General features: G+C 56.6%; 19 protein-coding genes and 1 pseudogene. 15 read left to right on the top strand and 5 right to left on the bottom strand.

Annotation, left to right across the window (positions count from 1 at the left end; all coding sequences use genetic code 11):
- Positions 1–49 precede the first annotated feature (49 nt).
- Both Q7U39_17030 and Q7U39_17025 read left to right on the top strand, forming a co-directional pair.
- A complete protein-coding gene (locus tag Q7U39_17030; protein MDO9119665.1) occupies positions 50–904 on the top strand; it encodes an SUMF1/EgtB/PvdO family nonheme iron enzyme in 855 nt (284 codons plus the stop codon).
- Between the two features lie 61 nt (positions 905–965).
- Positions 966–1505 carry a hypothetical protein gene (locus Q7U39_17025; GenBank protein ID MDO9119664.1) on the top strand — a complete coding sequence of 180 codons (540 nt, stop codon included), beginning with the start codon at positions 966–968 and terminating at the stop codon, positions 1503–1505.
- Positions 1506–1542: 37 nt separating this feature from the next.
- On the opposite strand, the gene Q7U39_17020 is transcribed toward Q7U39_17025, so the two are convergent.
- From Q7U39_17020 to bioF, 3 genes are all read right to left on the bottom strand, one after another.
- Entirely contained in the window at positions 1543–2712 is a 1170-nt protein-coding gene (locus Q7U39_17020; GenBank protein MDO9119663.1) for a PilT/PilU family type 4a pilus ATPase, read from the bottom strand.
- 25 nt (positions 2713–2737) lie between these two features.
- Positions 2738–3802 (bottom strand): type IV pilus twitching motility protein PilT, encoded by a 1065-nt coding sequence (locus tag Q7U39_17015; protein MDO9119662.1) that lies wholly within the window; start codon positions 3800–3802, stop codon positions 2738–2740.
- A gap of 151 nt (positions 3803–3953) precedes the next feature.
- Complete coding sequence (bioF, locus tag Q7U39_17010) at positions 3954–5114, bottom strand: 8-amino-7-oxononanoate synthase (protein ID MDO9119661.1); 1161 nt, start codon at positions 5112–5114, stop codon at positions 3954–3956.
- Between the two features lie 136 nt (positions 5115–5250).
- Here bioF and Q7U39_17005 point away from each other — a divergent pair, with 136 nt between their 5' ends.
- On the top strand, positions 5251–6027 hold the full coding sequence (locus tag Q7U39_17005; protein ID MDO9119660.1) for a tetratricopeptide repeat protein: 777 nt from the start codon (positions 5251–5253) through the stop codon (positions 6025–6027).
- 57 nt (positions 6028–6084) lie between these two features.
- On the opposite strand, the gene Q7U39_17000 is transcribed toward Q7U39_17005, so the two are convergent.
- On the bottom strand, positions 6085–7350 hold the full coding sequence (locus Q7U39_17000; GenBank protein ID MDO9119659.1) for a transglycosylase SLT domain-containing protein: 1266 nt from the start codon (positions 7348–7350) through the stop codon (positions 6085–6087).
- Between the two features lie 328 nt (positions 7351–7678).
- Between Q7U39_17000 and Q7U39_16995 the strand changes: the two genes are divergently transcribed.
- From Q7U39_16995 to Q7U39_16940, 12 genes and pseudogenes are all read left to right on the top strand, one after another.
- Positions 7679–8821, top strand: coding sequence for an alanine--glyoxylate aminotransferase family protein (locus tag Q7U39_16995; GenBank protein ID MDO9119658.1), 1143 nt, complete (start codon positions 7679–7681; stop codon positions 8819–8821).
- A gap of 10 nt (positions 8822–8831) precedes the next feature.
- On the top strand, positions 8832–10415 hold the full coding sequence (gene serA / locus Q7U39_16990) for a phosphoglycerate dehydrogenase (protein MDO9119657.1): 1584 nt from the start codon (positions 8832–8834) through the stop codon (positions 10413–10415).
- Between the two features lie 106 nt (positions 10416–10521).
- On the top strand, positions 10522–11544 hold the full coding sequence (gene hisZ / locus Q7U39_16985; GenBank protein MDO9119656.1) for an ATP phosphoribosyltransferase regulatory subunit: 1023 nt from the start codon (positions 10522–10524) through the stop codon (positions 11542–11544).
- A complete protein-coding gene (gene dnaB / locus Q7U39_16980; protein MDO9119655.1) occupies positions 11541–12893 on the top strand; it encodes a replicative DNA helicase in 1353 nt (450 codons plus the stop codon). Before hisZ ends, dnaB begins: the two co-directional genes overlap by 4 nt.
- A gap of 84 nt (positions 12894–12977) precedes the next feature.
- Entirely contained in the window at positions 12978–14828 is a 1851-nt protein-coding gene (locus tag Q7U39_16975) for a tetratricopeptide repeat protein (protein ID MDO9119654.1), read from the top strand.
- Between the two features lie 524 nt (positions 14829–15352).
- Positions 15353–15442, top strand: a pseudogene (locus Q7U39_16970) (prepilin-type N-terminal cleavage/methylation domain-containing protein).
- 613 nt (positions 15443–16055) lie between these two features.
- Complete coding sequence (locus tag Q7U39_16965) at positions 16056–16991, top strand: hypothetical protein (protein ID MDO9119653.1); 936 nt, start codon at positions 16056–16058, stop codon at positions 16989–16991.
- Positions 16992–17004: 13 nt separating this feature from the next.
- On the top strand, positions 17005–17970 hold the full coding sequence (locus Q7U39_16960) for an ABC transporter ATP-binding protein (protein ID MDO9119652.1): 966 nt from the start codon (positions 17005–17007) through the stop codon (positions 17968–17970).
- Entirely contained in the window at positions 17967–18728 is a 762-nt protein-coding gene (locus tag Q7U39_16955) for an ABC transporter permease (protein ID MDO9119651.1), read from the top strand. Before Q7U39_16960 ends, Q7U39_16955 begins: the two co-directional genes overlap by 4 nt.
- 120 nt (positions 18729–18848) lie before the next feature.
- Positions 18849–19967 carry a DegT/DnrJ/EryC1/StrS family aminotransferase gene (locus Q7U39_16950; GenBank protein ID MDO9119650.1) on the top strand — a complete coding sequence of 373 codons (1119 nt, stop codon included), beginning with the start codon at positions 18849–18851 and terminating at the stop codon, positions 19965–19967.
- A 171-nt stretch (positions 19968–20138) separates the two neighbouring features.
- Entirely contained in the window at positions 20139–21158 is a 1020-nt protein-coding gene (locus tag Q7U39_16945) for a trypsin-like peptidase domain-containing protein (GenBank protein MDO9119649.1), read from the top strand.
- A gap of 60 nt (positions 21159–21218) precedes the next feature.
- On the top strand, positions 21219–22055 hold the full coding sequence (locus Q7U39_16940; GenBank protein ID MDO9119648.1) for a hypothetical protein: 837 nt from the start codon (positions 21219–21221) through the stop codon (positions 22053–22055).
- Between the two features lie 62 nt (positions 22056–22117).
- Here the strand turns inward: Q7U39_16940 and ilvD are convergent, their stop codons facing one another.
- The gene (gene ilvD / locus Q7U39_16935) at positions 22118–23791 is read right to left on the bottom strand and encodes a dihydroxy-acid dehydratase (protein ID MDO9119647.1); all 1674 of its coding nucleotides are present in this window, start codon (positions 23789–23791) and stop codon (positions 22118–22120) included.
- Between the last annotated feature and the right edge of the window lie 7 nt (positions 23792–23798).

Here is a 23798-nt window from a genome sequence, read left to right as displayed (position 1 = left end):
CAGCCGCGTATGCGTAGTGGTGGTAGTGCGTGCAACAGGGAGACGGACTATGCAATGGGGAGTTTGTTGCAGCCTGGTAGTTGGAATGGTGGCGGCACTGTCATTCGCTGAGGCGGCTGATCTGTCTTCTTCGAACGGCGCTGCGCCAAAATCTGTAGAAGCCGTCAAAGGCAAAGATGGTGCTCCGATGTTCCTGGTTCCCGCCGGGCCTTTTCTCATGGGCGCCAATGAAGGATTGCCGAATGAACGGCCCGAGCACACGGTGACCATCAAGGCGTTTTACATTGATCAATATGAGGTCACGTCCGGGCGGTATCAGCAATTTCTTGAGCTGGGCAAGCGCGGGGATCCGGTACCCACAGATGAGGATTCGGGGCGTTCTCTCGAGGATCGCCCTGTCGTGGGAGTGACCTGGACGGAAGCCGCCGCTTATTGTGCATGGGCAGGGAAACGATTGCCCTCTGAAGCTGAATGGGAAAAGGCGGCGCGGGGGACGGATGGCCGGCGATATCCTTGGGGGGCGATGCAGCCATTTGTTGATATTGCGAACTACAATCGCGGTCTTTGGGTGAGTGAGGCCATTACCTTGGTGCCGGTCGGCAGCGGACTGGAGGGAATGAGTGTTCGCCATGGATTGAAGGAGGGGGGCAAGAGCCCGTACGGCCTTGCGCACATGGCCGGAAATGCAGCTGAATGGGTGAACGATTGGTACGATCGTGAGTATTATCAGAAGAGCCCTGACGCTGATCCCCTGGGTCCGAAAAGCGGGGAGAAACGGGTCATTCGTGGTGGGTCGTGGGCGGATCTGCCAACGGCATTGCGCGTGACGGCTCGATTTTCAGCGGAGCCGGAGTTTGAAGATCGGACGGTCGGGTTTCGATGTGCCCTGGATGCTGCGAAGTAGTCCGGATCGCCCGTCCCATTCTGATGGAGAGCATTGGTCCCAACATCGTCTTTGAATCTGCATGCAGGTTGATCCCTTAAAACCATCCGTTTCTTCCCCTCACACGCCTCGACCACCGGAGCGGTCGGCGATCATAATTGTCATGGTGTTGGTGCTGCTCTATGCGTTGTGGACGTTGCGCACTCCGCCAGCTCCATCGGCCGGATCCGTGGCTTCAAAAAATGTTGGACCGACTTCGCTGACGGCAGAGATGATCCCGCTCGTGTCCGGGGACGAACCGATTGTTGAGATTTTCACCAAAGCTGGTTGTCCTGTGTGTCACGCGATTCCTGGAATTCCAGGCGCGGTCGGGCAGGTTGGCCCGCGCCTCACTCTTGGCGTGACAGGGGCTCAACGGCTGGCCGACCCCTCTTATCACGGGAAGGCCAGCACCGTGCACGAGTATGTTGTGGAGTCTGTGGTGGATCCGTCAGTATTTGTTGTTCCGGGGTATCCGGAGCGGACGATGCCGGTATGGTATGGCGCAAAACTGAGCGCGCTGGCATTGGAGAAGATTGCGGAGTATTTGGAGTATCAGACGGGGAATGCCCCGGAACGGTAACCGGCCGACGGGCAGTGCTTCGCCTCCCGCACGTGTGTCAGCGCTTCTTGAGAGGCACTACGTTTCCGCTCCCCTGAATCTTAAAGGCATCGCTTTGCTGGTGCGAGGGGTGCTTATCCAGCAGGGCATTCACCGCGTCATCGCCTTTGAGCCCTTCCAGCTTGATCTTGAGACGGAGATTGTTGGCGCTGTCCGCATTGATCAAGGCCTGTTCAAGGCTGATCTTATTAGCTTTGTAGAGCTGGAAGAGAACGTGGTCGAAGGTTTGGCAGCCTTCATCGACTCCCTGCTCCATCGCTTCTTTGAGCGTATCGATTTCCGCTTTCTTGACGAGGTCTTTCACGCGCGGTGTATCCAGCATGATTTCGAGCGCCGGCACACGCCGCCCATCGAGGGAGGGAATGAGGCGTTGTGAAATAATGGCGCGCAGGTTCAGCGAGAGCTGAAGATAGATTTGCGGATGCCGTTCGACCGGGAAGAAGTTCATGATGCGCTCAATGGCCTGGTTGGCATTATTCGAGTGCAACGTCGCGATGCAGAGGTGCCCGGTTTCTGCGAACGTAATGGCGGCTTCCATGGTTTCGGTATCCCGGACTTCGCCGATGAGAATCACGTCGGGGGCCTGCCGGAGGGTATTTTTCAGGGCATTCTGAAAGCTCAGGGTGTCGAAGCCGATCTCTCGCTGGGTGATCAGCGATTTCTTGTGGCTGTGGACGAATTCGATCGGGTCTTCGACCGTGATGATGTGCCCTTGGTGAATGGAGTTCCGATGGTCGATCATGGCCGCGAGCGAGGTTGATTTACCGGAACCGGTGGCGCCGACGACCAGCACCAACCCGCGCTTCGTCATCGCGATGTCTTTGATGATCGGCGGGAGTTGCAGCTGATCGACGGACTGAATCTCTGCTTTAATCAGACGGAAAACGAGACCGACATTGCCTCTCTGTCGGAAAATATTCACGCGGAACCGGCCGAGCTCTTTGTAGTAGAGCGCCAGGTTCATCTCCATCTTCTCTTCGAATTCTCCCCGTTGCTGACCGCGCATGAGCGCCAGGGCCAAGGCCTCCAGTTGTTCGTTGCTGAACGGGGGCGCGTCCGTCTGTTGCGTCGAACCGTGGATTCGATAGATCGGGGGCGCGTCGACTGTGAGGTAGAGGTCGGAGGCTTCTTGGTCGACCATTACTTTTAAGAGGCTGCGGATATCCATGTCCGTCTCCGTGGTCCTGCGGTGGTTACGCGGCGCCGCTGAGTGAGGCGGCTGATCCGAAGAGGTTCGGATTCATGCTGCGCGATTGCGCTTCGGCTTTCGTGACGACGCCACGCGTTGCCAGTTCGAGTAACGCCATGTCCATCGTCTGCATGCCGTCTTTCTGGCTGGCCTGCATGATGCCGGGGATTTGATGGAGCTTGGCCTCGCGGATCAAATTGCGGACGGCGGTGGTTGCGACCATGATTTCCAGCGCTGCGACTCGTCCTCCCGACTTTTTCTTGAGCAGCGTCTGGGTAATGACGGCTTCCAGGGCTTCTGACAGCTGCGTCCGGATCTGTGCCTGTTGTGCCGGTGGGAAGGCGTCGATGATACGGTCGATGGTTTTGGGTGCGCTCGATGTGTGCAGCGTGCCGAAGACCAAGTGCCCGGTTTCTGCCGCAGTCAGTGCGAGCTGAATGGTATCCAGATCGCGCATTTCTCCCACCAGCACGATATCGGGGTCTTCGCGAAGTGCGGATTTGAGGGCATTGGCAAAGGACAGCGTGTGCACGCCCAGCTCCCGTTGGTTCACAAGACATTTCTTTGACTTGTGGACGAACTCAATGGGGTCTTCGATTGTGATGATGTGGCCTTCGAAGGTATTGTTCAGATAGTCGACCATGGCGGCGAGCGTCGTCGACTTACCGGACCCGGTGGGGCCGGTGACGAGGATGAGCCCTTTTTCCTTGTCGCACAGCTGCCGCAAGGTGGGCGGCATGCCGAGCTTTTCAAGCGGAAGAATTTCCGTGGGGATGTTTCGGAAGACCGCCCCGAGTCCGCGCTGCTGCACAAAGACGTTCACGCGGAAGCGAGCGATATCGCCAAGCTCGAACGAGAAGTCGCATTCCCGATGTTCTTCGAAGTTTTTTCGTTGAGTGTCCGTCATCATGTCGTAGATCAGCGCATGCGTCTCATCCGGTGTAAGGGCCGGATGATCTAACTTTTTTAGATCGCCATGAATACGAATCATAGGGGGCTCGCCCGAACTGATATGGCAGTCGGATGCGCCCTCTTTGACTGAAAAGGTCAGGAGTTTGGAAATATCCATGGGTATGACTCCGTAGTAAGACTGGTCGTCGGTCGTGTGTCGCCACTGCGATCAGCGTGGCGGTTTCTCTGATGAATGACTTGTGAGCATCATGCCATAGCAAGACGGGAAAGCAAGAAATTCGCGGGATGATGCGGAGCCGGTTGATCGGCTAGATCAGCTGTGTGGATTGTCCGGCGCGTTCAAAGGCGGACAGCGCGAATTCAATCTGTTCGGGAGAATGTTCAGCAGTGATGGTCACGCGAATACGGCTGGATCCATCGGGGACGGTCGGTGGGCGGATCGCCGGCGCGTAGACTCCTTGAGCCAGCAGTTGTTCGGCAAAAGCGAGCGCCTTCTCGGCGTGACCGATCAGAATCGGAAGAATAGGGCTGGCGGATTCGGTGAGGTGAAATCCGAGACGGGTCAGGCCTGCAAATAAATGGTCGCGATTGCGCCACAGCCGAGCGCGGCGTGACGGATCTTTTTGGAGTACGGTCAGCGCGGCGCAGGCCGCTGCCGCCGAAGCAGGCGGCGGGGCGGTTGTAAACATGAAGGGGCGGCTGGTGTTCACCAGGTATTGGATCATGTCCGTAGGGCCGGCGAGATAGGCGCCGCTACTACCAAGTGCTTTGCCGAGGGTGCCCATGTGAAACGGAATCCGGCCCTCAACTTCGAAATGCTCGAGTGTGCCGCGGCCGGATTGTCCCATCACTCCGGTGCCGTGGGCATCATCGACATAGAGCGTCGCACCGAATCGTTCGGCCAGAGTTGCCAGTTCAGGAAGCGGGGCCAGATCGCCGTCCATGCTGAACAGCCCGTCTGTCACGATGAGCACTGGGCGCCCAGGGGTTGTCCGTTTGAGGAGGGCCTCAAGGTGATTCAGATCTCGGTGCCTGAAGACCCGCAGGTCAGCGCGACTGAGGCGCGCACCATCGATGAGGCTGGCGTGACAGAGGCGATCAGCGAAGATCTGCCCGTCTCGTGTGATGAGCGATGGGATGATGCCCAAATTCGCAAGGTACCCCGATCCATAGACTAAGGCAGAGGGGGTCTGTTTAAAGGCGGCAAGAGCCTGTTCCAGCTCTGTATGAGGAGGGAGTGTGCCGCAGACTAATCGGGCTGCTCCGGCACCTGTTCCGTACTGTGTGGTTGCCTGGATGGCGGCGTGAATGACCTCAGGATGGGTGGCGAGACCCAGGTAGTCGTTGGAGGCCAGCAGGATGACTGTGCGCCCCGCGAGCTGAATGGTTGGTCCGGTCGCAGAGCCGAGTGTATGGAGGCGCCGGGTCAGTGATTGGTGATCCAGTTGTTGGAGGCGGCTCTGAAACATGGGGGATACTCTCTGATCAGGCGGCGCTCGGGGCCTGCGGGTCGTACCAGGATGAGTTACGTTGACAAGGTAAATCAATCCCTAGTATAAGGCCCAGGTTCATTCGAAATAAAATCGCAGTTTGCCAGGACATCTTATGACCTATCGTATTAAAGTTCCACCACGGACTTTGCCGGTCGACGAGGCGCATCTGGTCAGCAATCTTGAGCATTGGCTGGAGAGTGTGCGCGTCTATCGTGGTCCGTTGCTGGTGGGGGCAGCGATTCTACTGCTCGCATCGGGAATTGTCGGTGGTGTGTTGTGGTACGACAGCCAGACGGCTCATAAAGCCCAAGATCTTGAACGGGAAGCCACGCTTCACTATTTCACACGGCCTGCAGACGACCCCAAAAAGGCGGATACGAATCTCAAGGAAGCGGTGGCGCTCTATAAGAGAATTGTGGAGGAGTATCCCCGGACATCAACGGCCCCGCTTGCGGCGTTCCATCTCGGGAATGCGTTGGTTCAGGCCAATGAGTTGGATGCGGCTATTGAAGCGTATAAGCGATTTGTTCTGATGTACGGATCGAATGCGTCGCTGCTTGGTTTGGTTCAGCAGCGTTTGGGCTATGCGTATCTTTTGAAGGGGGATCGTGATCAGGCAGCCAAGGCTTATTCGGCGGTGCTAGATATTCCCGGTGCGTTGAATCGGGATCATGCACTGTTTGAGCTGGCCCGGCTGGAAGAGAGTCTGTCGCGGCCTGAGGGTGCGCTGGCACATTATCAGGACTTGATGAAAAACTACCCGAATTCCCCGCTGGCCAACGAAGCCGCTGTGCGGCTCAAGGTGCTTGAAGTGAAGAAGTCGCCAGATCCCGCCCCTGCTTCTCCTGCGCCGGCTGCTACAGCACCGGCCACACCTAAGAAACCATAACTCGCCCGCTTTTGCGGTACTGCTGCTTCAGGCTAAGCCTGAAGCAGAGGTGCGGTGTTAGCGTGCGATGATCAAAAACTCCCCGGCCTTGATGACAGGGCTGGTCAGGTTGTTTTTCGCCTTCAGTGTTTTCATGGGGACGCGGAAACGCTTGGAGACTTTCTCGAGTGTGTCCCCTCCGCGCACGCGATACCATCGTCCGCTATCGGCTTTGACGCGTTGCACTTTGACTGCCGGGAGCGGAGGAAATTTATACGAGGGAACACGATCCAGAAGCTGGACCACTTTCGTGCTGGTTCCCACTGGGACTTTGAGGTGGTACGCCGATTCCCCAGGCGGCGTGGCGTCACGTCGAAGTTCCGGGTTCAGAAGACGGAGTTCTTCGTACGGGATGCCGGTGGTGTTGGCGATCGCATGGAAATGGAGCGGCCGATTCACCACCACTTCTTCAAACTGATGGGGCGCAACAGGATTCTGCGGGAATCCGTATTGATCGGGATTCCGTGCGATAACGGTGGCGGCCATGATGCGGGGTACGTATTGCTTCGTTTCGGTGCGGATCAATTTAGTTTTCGAGATGTCAGAGAAGGTTTCCCCTTGAACCTTATGGAGCGCCCGCATGACCTTGCCTTCACCGGCATTGTAGGCCGCCATGGCGAGAGGCCAGGCTCCGAAGAGGTCGTAGAGGTCGCGGAGGTAGCGAGCAGCTGCGACGGTTGACTTGATCGGGTCGCGGCGTTCATCCACGTAATTGTCGATGCGGAGGCCATAGACCTTTCCCGTGCCTTTCATGAATTGCCACGGTCCGGTCGCTTTCGCGCGCGAGAAAGCGTAGGGATTGAAGCCGCTTTCGACTAGGGACAGATAGACCAGATCGCTGGGAATATTGAATTCTGAGAAAATCTTTTCAACCAGCGGTTGATAGCGGCTGAGTCGTATGAGCCATTGTTCAAAGCGAGATCGGATCGACGTATTGAAGAAGCGAATGTGACTCTGCACGGTGGGGTCCATCACGATGGGAATATTGTAGACGGTCCCGCCATTGGCGGATTGGATGGGGCTTGGGAATGGCACCATCGAGTTTGACGGATCTTGCGATGCAGCTCCGATGGCCGTTCCTGAATCCTGCGCGGGTTCGGTCAGTTCTGGAGGGAGAGTGGTCAATTCAGGTTCGAGAGGAACCAGGTTGGCATCCGGTTCGTCGTCTTCTTCCGGGGTATTCACATCGGCCGCCACGTCCGGCGATGGAGCTTCGGCGAAACTGTCCTCGACGGGGACCAAGAAGGTTCCGATCGTAAGAATGCAGAGTGCGAAAAATGGCATAGAGAGATGTCGTAGATTCAAAATGGACCTCAAGTTCTGGTGAAATACTCTTTTCTTTGATTAGACTATCGATCAGTCTGTGTGTTGTCAAGAAATTGAATGGGTTAGAGCGCCCTTCTTTTGAGGAGGACTCTTTGTCCATAGCCGCGCTGGCGGCACGAGTCTGTACTTCTGTATTGTTGGGATGTGATGAGATGTGAGGCAAAACATCCAGCGATTTTGAGCTCTTGTGGCCTCCATTTCTTGACAGTCTTGTGGCGCTAGTGGTAGCGTACCGCCTCTTTTCTAGTCGCATCCCCACCGGGTGATATTGAAGGAGGATCGGTCAATGTTGAAGCGGTATTTGTTGGCTCCGGGCCCTACGCCTGTACCCCCAGAAGTGTTGTTGGCGATGGCCCGTCCGATGATTCATCATCGGGCTCCTGAGTTCGATCCGATCTTCGCGGAAGTTCGTGAGGGGCTCAAGTGGCTGTTTCAGACTCGAAATGACGTCCTGATGTTGGCTTCCTCCGGTACCGGGGGGATGGAAGGGTCGATCTCCAATTTTCTGTCTCCCGGCGACAAGGCACTGTGTATCAATGGCGGGAAGTTTGGCGAGCGGTGGGGAAAGATTTGCAAAGCATTTGGAGTGCAGGTCACGGAAATCAAGGTCGAGTGGGGCGATGCGGTCGATCCGAAAGTGGTCGCCGATGCGTTGAAGGCCGATCCCTCAATTAAGGCGGTCTATGTCCAGGCCAGTGAAACGTCGACCGGAGTGTCGCACGACGTGAAGGCGTTGGGCGAGATTGTCAAAGGGTACGAGAATACGATTTTGGTTGTCGACGCGATTACCGCGTTGGGCGTATTCGACATCAAGACGGATGCATGGGGATTGGATGTGGTCATTACCGGTTCGCAGAAGGCCCTTATGCTTCCGCCGGGAATGGCGTTTGTGAGTGTCAGCGACAAGGCCTGGGCATTTGCGGAAAAAGCCAAGAATGCGTCGTTCTATTTCAACTTCAAGAAAGAACGTGAGAATCAGGCCAAGAATCAGACGTTGTTTACTCCGACAGTGTCTTTGATCATCGGTCTTCAGGAAGTGTTCAGAATCATGAAGGCCGAAGGGCTCGAAAAGATGTTTGCCCGGCAGGGGCAGTTGGCCCACGCCATGCGTGAAGGGATGAAGGCTGCAGGCTTGGCGATATTCCCAAAGAATTCACCTAGCGATGCGCTGACGACGGTGTGTGCTCCGGAGGGAGTGGACGGGCAGGCCATCTATAAGAATCTCCGTGTTCAATACGGCATTACCGCAGCCGGCGGGCAGGACCAGTTGAAGGGCAAAGTGTTTCGTCTCTCTCATATGGGCTATGCCGATCGATTTGACGTGATTACGGCCGTGGCTGCGACAGAGATGGTCCTGAAGGGGCTTGGCCATTCTGTGAAGTTGGGCAGCGGAGTGGGTAAAGCGCAAGAAATTTTGATGGCGAAATAGGCAGGTCTTCATGAAAATCCTGATCAGCGACAGTTTATCGAAGCAGGGCGTCGAACTCCTTGAAAAGGCTGGTTTCACCGTGGTGGTGAAATCGAAAATGCCGAAAGAGGAATTGTTTAAAGAGATTCAGGACGCGGATGGGTTGATCGTGCGCTCCGGCACCAAGGTCACCGATGAGCTGATCGCGGCAGCGCCGAAGTTGAAGATCGTTGGGCGTGCGGGCTCCGGTCTCGACAACGTCGATACGCCGGCGGCCACGAAGCGCGGGATTGTCGTCATGAATACGCCGGGCGGCAATACCGTTACGACCGCCGAGCACACGATGTCCATGATCTGCGCGATGAGCCGACGGATTCCACAAGCCACCGCGTCCGTGAAGGCCGGCAAGTGGGAAAAAGACAAGTTCATGGGGGTCGAGCTCTACAATAAGGTGCTCGGCATCGTTGGCGTCGGACAAATCGGCAGCCACTTGACGAAAATGGCACAAGGAATCGGTATGCGAGTGATCGCATACGATCCCTATTTGGCTGCGGATCGAGCGGAGAAAATGGGCGTGACGATGATGGCGTTGCCTGATTTGTTCAAGAGCGCCGATATTATCTCGGTCCATACGCCGCTCACGCCTGAAACGAAGGGCATCATCAACGCGCAGGCCATTGCCACCATGAAACCCGGTGTGATGATCGTGAACTGCGCCCGCGGTGGCATCATCAACGAAGTCGACCTCGTCGAGGCATTGAAGAGCAAGAAGGTGGCGGCTGCGGCGTTTGACGTGTTTGAAGAGGAGCCGGTCAAGGCCGACAATCCTCTCTTAGCCTTAGATAATTTTATCTGCACGCCGCATATCGGCGCCCAGACGACGGAAGCTCAGGAAAACGTCGCAGTCGGGATCGCCGAGCAGGTGGTCGACTACTTTACGAAGGGTGTGGCCAGGGGGGCGGTGAACATTCCGTCCATTGCACCGGAGCTGTTGCCGCGGTTGCAGCCCTATCTCACGCTCGTGGAAAAAATGGGATCCCTGCTGTCTCAATTGTGCCAAGGCGGAATTGAACGGGTTACAGTGGAATATAGCGGGGAAGTCGCGACACTCTCGATCGCGCCGCTGACAATCGGCGTGTTGAAAGGCTTGCTGACGCCGATCATGGAAAACCCGGTGAACTACGTCAATGCTCCGGTCGTGGCAAAAGAGCGGGGCATCGAAGTGAAAGAGATCAAGAGTACGGACGCCGGCGACTTTACCAGCCTGATCCGCGTCAAGGTTGAGGCGGGAAAGGCCACGCACCAGGTTGCGGGCACGCTTTATCATAAGAAGGACGCCCGGGTCGTCGAGATCGACAGCTTTAAGGTTGAAGTGGTTCCTGAGGGGCACATGCTGTTCATTCACAATGTCGATCGGCCCGGGGTGATCGGGATGGTGGGACATGTACTCGGCGAGAACAATATCAATATCGTCCGCATGCAGTGCGCGCTCGAAAAGCGCGGCGGAAACGCCTTGTTGATCATTGCTTCGGATACCGTGTTCCCGGCGAGCGCGCTGGACAAGATCAAATCCAGTTCCAATATTCTGTCGGTCAAAGTAGCAAATCTCTCCTAACGGTCGTAGACGCGCATCGGTTGCTATGCCTCCTGCCTCTTCGAAGACGCGCGTTGATCTTGGTCAGACCCATCCTTTGCGTGACCGGTCGCTGGTCCCGTCAGGGATGGCGACCATTCTGCCTGCCGCGGCGAAACAAGTCCGAGCGCTCGAGTCCAAACTGCTGGGACGTCTGACGCGTCGGGGTTACGACGAAATCATTCTGCCGACATTTGAATATCTCGATGTGCTCACGCCCGGATTGGAGCCTGAGCTGATTGAGAAATGCTACAAGTTTGCCGATCGCACCACCGGCCGTATTCTGCTCTTGCGACCGGACGCGACTGCTCAGATCGCACGAACCGTGGCAATGGGCATGATGGGCACTCAGTTGCCGTTACGCGTGTCCTATCGCACCTCCGTGTTTCGCTATGAGCCGGAGCATGCCGGGCGCGACCGGGAAATTTTTCAAGTCGGCGCAGAGTATATCGGGGCGGATGATGCTGCTGCCGACAGCGAGATGCTCATCCTGATGATCGAGTGCTTGAAGCAGGTCGGCCTCCGCTCCTTTAAGATCTCACTCGGGCATGTCGGGTTTTTTAAGGGGCTGCTGGTCAGGGCAGGGCTATCTCCAAGCGGACAGAAACGAGCGGAACAGGCTGCGGCTCGCAAAGATCTTCCTCGTCTGCAAGAAATTCTTGCCGGTGAACAGGTGGCAGCGCGGTATGCCAGCTCCATTTTAGAGGCACCCGAGCTGTGCGGGCAGGCCGAGGTGTTGGACCGAGGTCGAGTGCTTGCCAAAGGCGACAAGTCTGCCACTCAGGCGCTTATTCGGTTGGCGACGGTCTATCAGCTCTTGTGTCAAGCGGGGCATCAAGACGTCCTCATTCTTGATTTGGGTGAGTTCCGCGGGTTTGATTACTATGATGGTGTGGTGTTTGACGTCTTTGCTGAAGGGGTCGGGGTTGAATTGGGAGGTGGGGGACGCTATGACCATCTCATCGGCCGCTTCGGGAGGAATATTCCATCCACGGGTTTTGCGTTAAACGTTGATCGTCTGTTTCGTGGGTTGCAAGCGCAGTCATCCGTAAGCGTAGCAGGGGCGGATGCGTCCAAACAGACCCGAAAGGGATCGAAGAGGACGTCATGAAGCCGTTCGCGACCGTCGATCTTTCCCAGCCGAAATTGCCGCCGCAGAATCTTGAGGCCGAGCAGTCCGTATTGGGCGCTATCCTGCTGGACAACCAGGCCATGCCGAAAGCGATGGAACTGCTTGTCGAAGAGAATTTCTACCGCACGGCCCATCGCAAAGTGTATCGGGCGATGCTCGACCTAGCCGATGTCGGGGAAGTCATCGACCAGATCACGCTGACTGAACGGTTGAAAGCAAAGGGGGAGCTGGAATCGATCGGAGGCGCGGCCTTTCTTGCTGAGTTGGTCCAGTCGGTATCCAGTTCCGCGAACATTCGGTATCACTGCAAGATTGTGCGCGACAAAGCGGTGGCACGGGAGCTCATTCACACTTCGACGGAAGTGCTGACAAAAGGCTATGAAGGGACGACTTCCATTGACGATCTGCTCGACTTTGCCGAGCGCTCGGTCTTCAGTATCGCCCAAGGCAAACTGGAACGATCATTTACCCCGATCAACGACATCATCAAAGAGAGTCTTGATCTCGTCGACAAGCTGTCGAAGCGGAAAGAGCATGTTACGGGAGTTCCGACGGGGTACTACGATCTGGACGATCTTACCGCGGGGCTTCAGCCGTCCGATCTCGTCATCGTGGCGGCTCGTCCCAGTATGGGCAAGACCAGTCTGGCCTTGGGGTTTGCGACGCATGCCGCAATCCACGCCAAGGCGGTGGTCGGTATCTTCAGTCTCGAAATGTCCAAGCCGCAAATAGTGTTGCGCATGTTGAGCTCGGAAGCGCGGGTCGATTCGCACGGACTCCGGACGGGTAAGCTGCAAAAAGAAGATTGGTGGCGGCTGGCCGAAGCCGCAGGCAGGTTGGAGCAAGCGCCGATCTATATTGATGATACGGGTGGGATTACCGTCCAGCAGATGCGCGGGAAGGCCCGCCGTCTCAAAGCGGAGAAGGGGCTGGATCTTCTGATCGTGGACTATCTCCAGCTCATGCAGGGGCGGAGTGATTCCGAGTCGCGGCAGCAGGAAATCTCCGACATCTCCCGGTCGCTGAAGGCGTTGGCGAAAGAGCTGAATGTGCCGGTGGTGGCGCTCTCGCAGCTCAGCCGCGCCGTAGAGGCGAGGAAGCCGCCGATCCCGATGCTGGCCGACTTGCGTGAGTCCGGCGCAATCGAACAGGACGCCGACGTGGTGATGTTTATCTATCGCGAAGATGTCTATGACCAGAACTCTGAGCGGAAGGGCATTGCTGAGATTATTATCAGCAAGCATCGAAACGGTCCGATCGGAAAGCGGGATCTGTTCTTCCAGGATCGGTTTGCCAAATTTGAAAGCCTCGACGCTCGCGAATCGTGAAGTCGTTTGACGGGTCTTTTCTCCTGTCGGTATAATTCCTCACAACTGACGATGCACTCCGAGTCCTTTTCCCCCAAGGCTACTGTGAATACACGACGCTGCTCTTCGGTCGCCTCCTCATTATTGTCCCCTGGTCATATGCCGCTGTGCGCGGGGCGTGGACTGTTGGGCATCCTTATTCCTCTCGTGGTGGTGGCCTGTGCGGCGGCGCCGCATCCGCAGGAAGCCACGTCAGCCGGCCTCGCACCGAAAAAGCCGGCCGTGGCTCCGGCTCCGGCTGCGGATGCTTCAGCGTCGTATCATTTCATGCTGGGATATCAAGCCGAACTGGCCCAAGACAATGAGAAAGCGATCCAGGAATATCGAGCGGTGCTCAAAACCGATCCGAACTCGCGCTCGGTCAAAGCGCGACTGGCCGGAATCTATTTCGGCTTAGGTGACCTGGCCAATGCGGCTCGTTATGCGGAGGAAGTCGGTGAAGGGACCGGTCAGGATGCCCAACAGTTGACGCAGATGGCCGGCATTCTCGCCAGCGCCGGCAAGCCTGATCGAGCGCTTCGCCTATTAGATCTGGCAATTGAACGTGACCCGGCACAGGGCGACGCCTATTTCCCCAAAGCGATTATCCTCGTGAATCAGAAGCGATTGGCGGAGGCCGAGCAGACGGCGAAGCAAGGATTGAAAGTCTCCCCGGAGTCCCCCATCGGCCACTACTACCTCGGGCGGATCTTCCTCGAATCAGGCAAACAGGAAGAGGCGTTGGCAAGCTTCGATCGGGCCATCGCGGTCAATACGGCATTCGAACCGGCGTACCTTGCCCAAGCCTCACTATACGAAACCCGGCAGGAACGAGAAAAAGCGATTGCGGTGCTCAAGCGATATCTGGAACGGGTGAATCCCAATAATAAGGATATCCGCCAACATCTGATCCAGCTCTACGTCAATACCAAGGATTACGCCGGTGGCCTCGCGGAACTCGACAAGATGCTGGCCGAAGAGCCCGGCGACCTCGACGCGCAGCTGCGAATGGCCTTGATCTACGGAGAGAAGAGGGAATTCCCGAAGGCTATTGAGTTGCTCCAGGCGGTGCTGAAAGCGCGGCCTGCCGAACTCAAAGTGCGAGACTATCTTGGCTATCTCTATGAGGAGACGAAGGAGTTCCCGAAAGCGCTGGAAGCGTATCAGTTCAATATTCAGCTCGATCCTTCGTATGCCGACAGCCACATGCATCTTGGAGTGTTGCAGTATCGGCTCAAAGCCTATCCCGCTGCGATCACCCATTTGACCGAAGCGACGAGGATCAATCCCAAGCAGCCTGAACCCTTTATTGTGCTGGGACTCGCGCACCTCCAGGCCGAGCAATTCGAGAGATCCTTGAGTGCCTTTGAAGAAGGCCTTCGCCATCATCCGAAGAATGCGGATCTGCATTTCAACTTGGGGACTGCGTACGATAAGCTCAACCGCTTTGAGGATGTGGTGAAGTCGATGGAGTCGGCCCTGAGTCTGGACCCGCACCACGCCGATGCCCTGAATTATCTCGGGTATAGCTATGCAGAGCGGGGCGTCAAGGTGGAGCAGGCCTTGTCATTGACCAGGCAGGCGGTCGCGCTTAAACCCGACAACGGATACTATGTTGATAGTCTTGGGTGGGCGTTCTATAAGGCGGGGCAATTCAATGAAGCGCTGACCGAGATCAAGCGCGCAGTCGCACTGGTGGGTGACGATCCGGTGATTTATGAGCATCTCGGCGAAATTTATATGAAGCAACAGAAGTTATCGGATGCGAAGGAAGCGTGGCTCCATTCACTGGAACTTGATCCTTCGAACGAAAAGCTGGTTCAACGCTTCCGCGAGCAGGGTCTTGGTGATCCTGCCAGCGAGGATCGTATCCAGCAGGCCAAACGTCGCGTATCAGAGAAGATACAGTCTAAATAATCTGCCCCATAGCCGTATCTATTCCGATCGGTTCGCACGAGACGACGCGGATTACGGCGCATCCTTATCTATAGAGAGCAATCGGTCACACCAGGCAGTCAACGATTCTCCTGTGATCATCCGCTAAAGTTCATGAGTAGTTTCAAGGAGATCCTTCTCCATGAAGCCGCCTCAAGCGCTCATTCTCCAGAGATCCCAGGCTTCCGATATTGATCGATCAGGCAGATGAACCTCGTCCGTTTTCTGTTCAAGATAAACGGGTGAGATGCCAATTCTTGGCAGTTTTGAGCAGATTGCGGAAGGGCTGGTTGCCGCCGAGCATAAGTGCCCAGTCGGATGATTTCTTCTAACTTGTTGATTTCCAGATGGATGGTGATACGTTCGTCTTTAACGCTGACCGGCATCAAACCTGCTATAGCCCTGGTAGGCGCCAACACGAGCGCCTCGGGTAGCAAGAAGAAGCAGAGTGTGAACGAGGGCAGTCAGTGAACCATCAACCAGGAGGCAGTACGATGTTTAAGGCATTGCGTAAACAAGAGGGTTTCACCCTCATCGAGTTGATGATCGTCGTGGCGATCATCGGCATCTTGGCGGCCATCGCCATCCCGAACTTCCTGCAGTATCAGATGAAGTCGCGGCAGTCGGAGGCCAAGACGAACCTGGGCGCCATCAAGACCTCGGAAGTGTCGTGGCAGGGTGAGCGGGGCTGCTATCTCACGGTGGCCCGTTGGCCGCTGTTGGCGCTTCCCGTTGCGGCTACGAAGAACGCTCCCACCTCCTGGTTTCCGGGCGGTGCTGGGCCTGTGGTTACGGCTGCTGGTGCCCAGGGTTGGTGTGTGGGTGCCGCCGGTGCTGGTGTGACGTTGGGATCATTCGCCGATCTTGGCTTCCAACCGACCGGCAACGTGCTGTATCAGTATGCGACCGGCACTTATGTGGCAGCGCATACCTCGTGTCTCGGTCCGGTGCTGACCCCTGCTGCTAACGCCATCCATGAAACCGGAGCCGTTGACGCGGGTGCGACTGCTGGTGGTTTCCGGGCGACGGCTTCGTCCAATCTCGACGGCGATGCTACATTGTCGGTGTGGGCGTCGGCTGACGGGACCGGAGCTCAGGATTGTACGACCGGCGTATTCTAACGTCGGCCTAGGCTCTGCCTAAACCAAGTGTCCCGCCGGCTGGAAACAGCCGGCGGGACCTTGTTTATTAAAGAGGTAGTAGTTCCCCATGCATTTCGGCTCTTCTTCTCTCTCTCCTGCCCAATCGTCATCCTCTACTGCTACAAATCTAATATGCCCTGCGCTGCTTGTTGCAATGGCCTTCCTCATCGGGCTGCTGACATACCTCCAGCAAGATTTGGATCGCCGTTCTGACCGAGTGGCAGGGAAGATTGAAGAATTAGCGCAACTCCCGCGTGGTGAGGTTCTGCGGCCGGCCTTATTGGGCTACCACCATCTTGGGGCGGATATTCTCTGGCTCAGGACGCTCCAGGTGCTCGGGAAGAAGAAAAATTCTGCTGATGAGCATGTGTGGCTGTATCATGCGATGGACGTGATTACCACGCTCGATCCCTTATACGCGTATGTGTATTACGTGGGAGGAGTGGTTCTGACTGATGTAGCGGGCAGGGCTGATTTGAGCAATCAGCTCCTTGAGAAAGGCCATGCGGAAAATCCAAGCGAATGGAACCTTCCATTTCTACTTGGCTACAATCATTATTTTGTTCTCGGCGATTCAGCAAAAGGCGCCGAATATATTGGCCGGGCGGCGAAGATTCCCGGTGCCCCAGGTTTCCTGCCAGGATTGGCGACCAGAATGTATGCGGAATCGGGAAGCCCTGACGTGGCGCTGCAGTTTCTTGAGGCAATGTGGAGAGAAAATCCCGACATTGCAGTGCGGGAGAAACTGGAGATGCGGGTCAAAGAAGTCATAATCGAGCGGGATCTCAGACGCCTTGAGGACGCGATCCAGCGCTACCGTCAGACAGAACGAAAGTATCCAAAATCGTTGTCTGACTTAGTCTTGTCCGGCATACTGCCAGCAATGCCTGAAGAGCCATTTGGCGGCTCGTATCAGCTTGATTCAGAAACGGGGCAGGTTTCCAGCAGTAGCCGGCCAGCCAGACTGAAGGTTTTCCGGTTGGATAAACAGGGCGGTGTGTAGCCTGGAGCGCTTCATGGACTTCCAAGACCAGCCTGTCGTACAGATTCTCAATTTGCAGAAAGTATTCAGAATCGGCTTCTGGGGCCGGCGTGTCACCGCGGTGGATCAGTTGTCATTGGATGTTCGGCGGGGTGAGGTGTTTGGGTTTCTTGGCCCCAACGGCGCCGGGAAAACGACCACGATCAAGATGCTAATGGGGCTGATCTATCCCACGAGCGGATCTGCCTCAATCTTTGGCCATCCGGTGGGCGATCCGGCCGCGAAAGCCAAACTTGGGTTTCTTCCCGAGTCTCCCTATTTTTATGACTATCTGACTAGCCAAGAATTTCTTAATTTTTACGGTCATCTGTTTGGTCTCTGGGGAGCCACCCTCGACAAGCGCGTGGATGAGTTACTTGAGCTGGTGGGGATGACCCATGCGCGGGATCTTCAGCTGCGCAAATTTTCCAAAGGTATGTTGCAGCGGGTGGGAATTGCACAGGCCTTGATCAATGATCCGGAGCTGGTCGTCCTGGATGAGCCAATGTCCGGTCTTGATCCGATCGGGCGGAAAGAAGTTCGGGACCTGATTTTTCGTCTCAAGGAATCGGGCAAGACGGTCATGTTCAGCTCGCACATTTTGCACGATGCCGAGTTGCTCTGTGACCGAGTCGCCATGATCATGAAGGGCCGATTGGTGGCTTGTGGACAGGTGTCTGAGTTGATTGAACAGGGAGCTACGCAAGAAGTCGAGATGGTCGTCGATCGGCTTTCGCCGGAAGGTCTGGGGCATTTGCGTGTCTTGGCAACAAAGGTGGTGCTGAACGGGGAACGAGTCATGGTTGTGCTGAGTAGCCAGCGTCAGGTCGATGAGTCTCTTGAAGTTATTCGGGCGGCTCATGCCAAGCTGGTCTCGCTGACTCCTCATAAGGCATCGCTGGAGGACCTGTTTATTCGTGAAGCCAGAGGGGTGCAGTCACCTGTGGAGACGGGGGTATGAAGGTCTTATCGATTGCGCTCAATACGTTCCGGGAGAACTTGCGCGACAAGTTGCTCTATAACCTGTTGGTGTTTGCGTTGCTGATGATCGGGAGTTCGTTGCTGTTGATGCGGCTGACGCTGGGAGAGTTTCATCGCTTGTTGCTGGATGTGGGACTTGGGAGTATCAATATTTTTGGTGTATTGATCGCGATCTTTGTCGGAATCGGACTTGTCAACAAAGAGATCGAGAAAAAAACGATCTATACCATCGTGTCGAAACCAGTCGCGCGCTACCAATTCTTGGTCGGCAAATACCTTGGTTTAACACTGACCCTCTTTGTCAATACGCTGATCATGGCCGGGGGGCTGTTGCTGGTACTCTCTGCGCAAGGTGTGCCGATTGAAAGTGTGTTGTTCAAGGCGCTGGGGTTGATCTTTATGGAGTTCATGGTCATCACGGCGGTGGCTCTGTTGTGTTCTACCTTCACGAGCGCGACGCTCAGCGCCATTTTCACGCTGGCCACCTACGTGATCGGCCATCTGACGGCGGATCTCAAGACCTTCGGAGAGAAGATGGATGAAGGCATGCGCGCGGTGGTCACAGGGCTCTATTATGTTTTGCCGAATTTGGAGCGATTCAATCTCAAGGGGAACGTCATTCACCATATTGAGGTCTCTGGAACGGACCTTATGCTTATTGTGGTGTATGGATTGACCTATGTCGCATTTCTGTTGATGTCTGCGAGTATCATCTTCCAGCGTCGTGATTTTCGCTAGCTCCTGTCCCGCCAGTTTCATTCTCCACTTGCAAAGACATCGCGTCCAAGGTATTGATGGGGTAAAGATCGCGTGGACAGAGGCAATCAATGCGAGTGAGTTTCGGGGCGCTGTGAGTCTATGAACATTCCGCTTCTCGATTTGAAAGCTCAGTTTCAGCCGCTTCGGGCTGAGATCATGGCGGCGGTTCAAACGGTCTGCGACGAGCAGGGGTTTATCCTCGGTCCGCGCGTGGTGGCCTTTGAGGCGTCTCTGGCGAAGTATGTCGGTGCTCGGTATGCCATCGGCTGTGCCTCGGGAAGCGACGCGTTGCTGCTTTCGCTGATGGCGATGGGAGTGGGGCAAGGCGACGAAGTGATCACGGTCCCGTTTACATTCTTCGCCACAGCCGGCGCCGTGTCTCGATTGGGTGCGAAGCCGGTCTTTATCGATATTCAGCCGGATACGTTCAATCTTGATCCTGCCCAGCTAGAGCGGGCTGTGACGTCGCGGACCAAGGCTATCATTCCTGTTCATCTATTCGGGCAATGCGCCGATATGCCGGCCATCAACCAGATTGCCAAGGCAAAGAGACTGCATGTCATCGAAGATGCCTGCCAGGCCATCGGGGCCGGACAAGGCGGTCAGCGCGCCGGGGTGTTGGGAGATACCGCCTGCTTCAGCTTTTTCCCTTCGAAGAATCTTGGCGGGTTCGGCGATGGCGGGATGATCACAACTAATGATCAGGGACTCGCGGATGCGCTGGCCATGTTGCGCGTGCATGGAAGCCGGGTGCGCTATCTCCATGAAGCGGTCGGGATTAACAGCCGATTGGATACGCTACAAGCCGTCGTGCTCGATATCAAGCTTAAGTATCTGGATCAATGGGCGGAAGGCCGCCGGCGCAATGCCGCCCGGTATGACCAGTTGTTTCGAGCGGCAGGTTTGCTGGATCGGGTGACATTGCCATCGACGAAGGCGGGCAATTTTCACGTCTACAATCAGTACACCGTGCGGGTCTCGAAGCGAGACGAACTTCGGGCTCATCTGAAAGAGAAGGGCGTCGGGACCGAGATCTATTATCCGCTCCCGATGCATTTGCAGAGCTGTTACCAGGAGCTTGGCTATCGGAAGGGAGCCTTCCCCTTATCCGAACGGGCCGCCGAAGAAGTCATGTCCCTCCCCATCTATGCCGAACTCAGCGACGCCCAATTGACCTACGTGGTTGAAATGGTCGCCGACTTCTTTAAGCGCCTATAAGTCGCTTCTCAGGTTTTCCTACTCGCTCTCGTACTGTCGGCTGGTCGACGCCTGGCGCCTCTCTCCGTTGAGCCATATAAGATTGGGCAACGAGGTGTCTGTTGTCGATGGAGTGGGGGACGGGAGCAGTCTCTCTCCGATGCGGCGACGATTGAAAGATAGGAGAAATCGATGAGATATGCATTGGTTTTTCTTGCGGCTCTGATTAGCCAGGGGCACATGAGCGTTGAAGCGAAGGAGCTGACCCCGCGCGAGATCTATGAACAGGCCTCACCGGCCGTCGTCATGGTCATGGGCCATTCCGACAGTGGAAAGGGCGGCAGCGGGGGAACGGGCTCGATCATCCAGGCCGACGGCGTCGTGCTGACGAATGCGCATGTGGTCATTGAAGAGAAAACGGGAAAGCCCTATCCGCGACTGTCCGTGTTCTTGAAGCCGGTCCGCGTGAGCGGGGATACCAAAGCCGACCTGGCCCGCATGGTGCGTGCCAAACTGGTGGCCTATTCTGCCCCGCTGGATTTGGCATTGCTCAAGCTTGAGGGCATGGCGGCTCCGCTTCCAGTTATCGATCTAAGCGACTCGGATCGGACGAAGATCGGAGACCGCGTGATCGCGATCGGCCACCCTGAACAGGGAGGGTTGTGGACCCTGACGACGGGAGTGATCAGCGCCGAAGTTGATAATTTCAACGGCGTGAAGGGGAAACATGTCTTCCAAACGGAAGCCAGTTTGAACCGGGGGAATTCCGGCGGCCCGCTCGTCGACAGTGAAGGACATATGATCGGGGTCAATACGGCGATCGCCCGGGTGGCGCCCGATGGCATGCCGATCACCAGCATCAGCTTCTCGCTCAAATCTTCTGTCGCCAGGCAGTGGTTGCGTGAACAGGGTGCTGCCTCAGGTCAGTTGCCAGCGCGCTCGCCGTCTGGGCCAACCCGTGCGGCGGCGGAAGTGCCGGCGGCTCAGCTCCCGATGCAACAACCCATCCCGGTTCCTCCTCCTGCCTCCATCCAGGCTCCGGCACCCAAGATGGTCAGCCCCAAAACCCAGAGCGGGCCTGTTCAGCCGCTCATAACTCCTTCCGCACCTCGTACCTATAACTTGGACGAATTGGTCAGTGATCGAAGCAAGGCCGAGGCCGATCTGGATGGCATGATTTTGGAGATGCGCGGGCGTATGAAGGAGCGGTAGGAACGCTCCGTGCCTAGGAGTTTCCTCATTGGAGCAAGCGGTGTATGATGCGCCACCTGCATGCAGACTGATCATCCATGGTTGTTTCGGGTTCTATTCATCGTCGGGGTTCTCCTCTGTCCCGCCGCGGGCTCGGGACTCGGCGCGACGACGAACGATCTCTCCAAACAAGAATTGATAGGCCCCGTGAAGACGGCGCAGACCCGTCATGCGCAACTACGTACCATCCACCACTTCGATCGTGACGGGCGCCTGACGAAGGTCGAACTCTTTCCCACGCAAGAAACCGATTCGGCTCAGTACCGATTGTCCTACGATGATGCCGGTCGGGTAACGGAAGAGCAGACGGTCGAGCCGGACGGCCGTGCGCTGTACAAGAAGCTCTACCGGTATGGGTTCGACGAGCAGGGCCGGCAAGTGGCCATGATTGCGGCGACCGATGATGGCCAGCTCGCCCATGCAGAATTCAGCCTGTATGACGAACGGGGCGTCGTCACGGAGGATCTCGCGATCACCGGGAATGGAACGGTCGAAAAATCGCTCTATGACATCAGGGGGACACTGATTTACCTCGCTCGATATTTTCAAGGGCGTCTGGTGCTGGAGTCGACGCATCATCACGGGCCGTTGGGCCGGTTGAAGGAAAGCCGGTTCTATGCAGGAGACGGGACGTTGATGCGAAAAGATGTCTATCGATACAACGACGCCGGTCAGCGGATCGAACAGCAGAGTGAGTTCTTCCGGAGCGCGCACCTTCGCAAGTCCGTCGTGACGTATGAGTTCGATACCGTGGGAAATTGGACGAAGGAAACGATTCAGCGGTGGACTGAGAAAAATGGAACGCTCGCGCTTTTGGAAACCGTGGTCAGCCGGGAACGGCAGATAACCTACCACTAACAGAATCGGGGAGAAACACAGATGTGCTCCTCCCCGATATCAACCACACAATGCCCGATTCGTTAGCTGGTCACTGCTCCCTCTGATGCTGAGGACACGTGGCGCGAATACTTTCCCATCACTCCCGTCGTATATCGAGGTTTGGGATGTTTGACTTTCTTGAGGCGCGCCTTGATTTCTTTGTCCGTGAGCGCCACGTCCAGCCGTCGTTTGGCGATATCGAAGGTAATCGTATCGCCGTTCTTCACCGCGCCGATCGGGCCACCCTTGATCGCTTCAGGTGCCACGTGCCCGGCCATCAGGCCGTGAGTTGCGCCGGAGAAGCGTCCATCGGTGAGGAGGGCGACCGAGTCACCGAGCCCGGCTCCCACCATCGCCGCGGTCACGCCCAGCATTTCACGCATGCCCGGTCCGCCTGACGGGCCTTCGTAGCGGATCACGACCACATCGCCGGCTTTGATTTTTCCTGCTTTGACTGATGCGAAGGCATCCTCTTCCCGTTCAAATACTTTAGCCGGGCCTTGGAACTTCATGATCGAATGGCCGGCCACTTTCACGACGCAGCCTTCCGGTGCCAGATTGCCTTTTAGAATGACCAGGCCGCCGGTGGGCTTGATCGGGTTCGAGAGGGGCCGCAACACCTGTTGCCCGGCTGTTTCCTTCGCGTCGGCGGCTTCTTCGCCGATAGTGCGGCCGGACACGGTCGGCTGATTCGGATGCAAGATGCCGGCATCCAGCAGCCGCTTGGCGACGAGCGTGGTCCCGCCTGCGGCAAAGAGGTCTGACGCGGTGAATCGACCGCCCGGCTTCAGGTCCGCGAGGAGCGGGACTTTCCGGTTCAGTTTGTCGAAATCGTCGATGGTCAACTTCACACCCATCTCCCGGGCGACAGCCAGCAAGTGGAGGACGGCATTGGTCGAGCCGCCGGTCGTCGCCACGGCGGCGATCGCATTCTCCAGCGACTTGCGGGTGATGATCTGCTTGGGACGCAGATCCTTCTTGAGGAGCTCCATCACCATCTTGCCGGCTTCAAAGGCGACATCGTCCTTGTGCTGATCCATGGCCGGCACACCGTTACGCCCCATGGCCGATATTCCCAGGAATTCAAACGCAATGGCCATGGTGTTGGCGGTGAACTGGCCGCCGCAGGCGCCGGGGCCCGGGCAGGCATGATCTTCCAGATCTTTTAGTTCCGCATTCGTCATGGTCCCGCAGGCGTGTTTACCGACTGCCTCAAACACGTCTTGAATGGTCACATCGTGCCCCTGGAATTGGCCGGGCATGATCGACCCGCCATAAAGCATCACCGATGGCAGATTTAATCGGGCGAGCCCCATCACGGTGCCGGGGATGGTCTTGTCGCAACCGGACAGAGCGACGACCGCATCGAACAGATGGCCGCGGGCGACCAGCTCGACCGAGTCCGCAATCACTTCCCGGCTGATTAAGGAGGCCCTCATGCCTTCGGTCCCCATCGAAATGCCGTCGGAGACGGCGATCGTGTTGTATTCAATCGGCGTCCCGCCGGCCGCGCGGATCCCGGCCTTCACCCGTTCCGACAACCGCCGGAGGTGAAAATTGCAGGGCATGACCTCGATCCAGGTATTGGCCACCCCGACGATGGGCTTGGACAGATCTTCGTCGGTGAACCCGACGGCTTTGAGCATAGCCCGTGCCGGCGCCCGGCCTGGACCAACGAGGAGATCGTGACTCTTCATCTTCAATTCTTTGGGCATGGTCCGA

The sequence above is a fragment of the Nitrospira sp. genome, assembly GCA_030653545.1.
GTDB lineage: Bacteria > Nitrospirota > Nitrospiria > Nitrospirales > Nitrospiraceae > Nitrospira_D.
The sequence above is the reverse complement of the archived record's forward strand: the minus strand, read 5'-3'. Positions and strand labels throughout refer to the sequence as shown.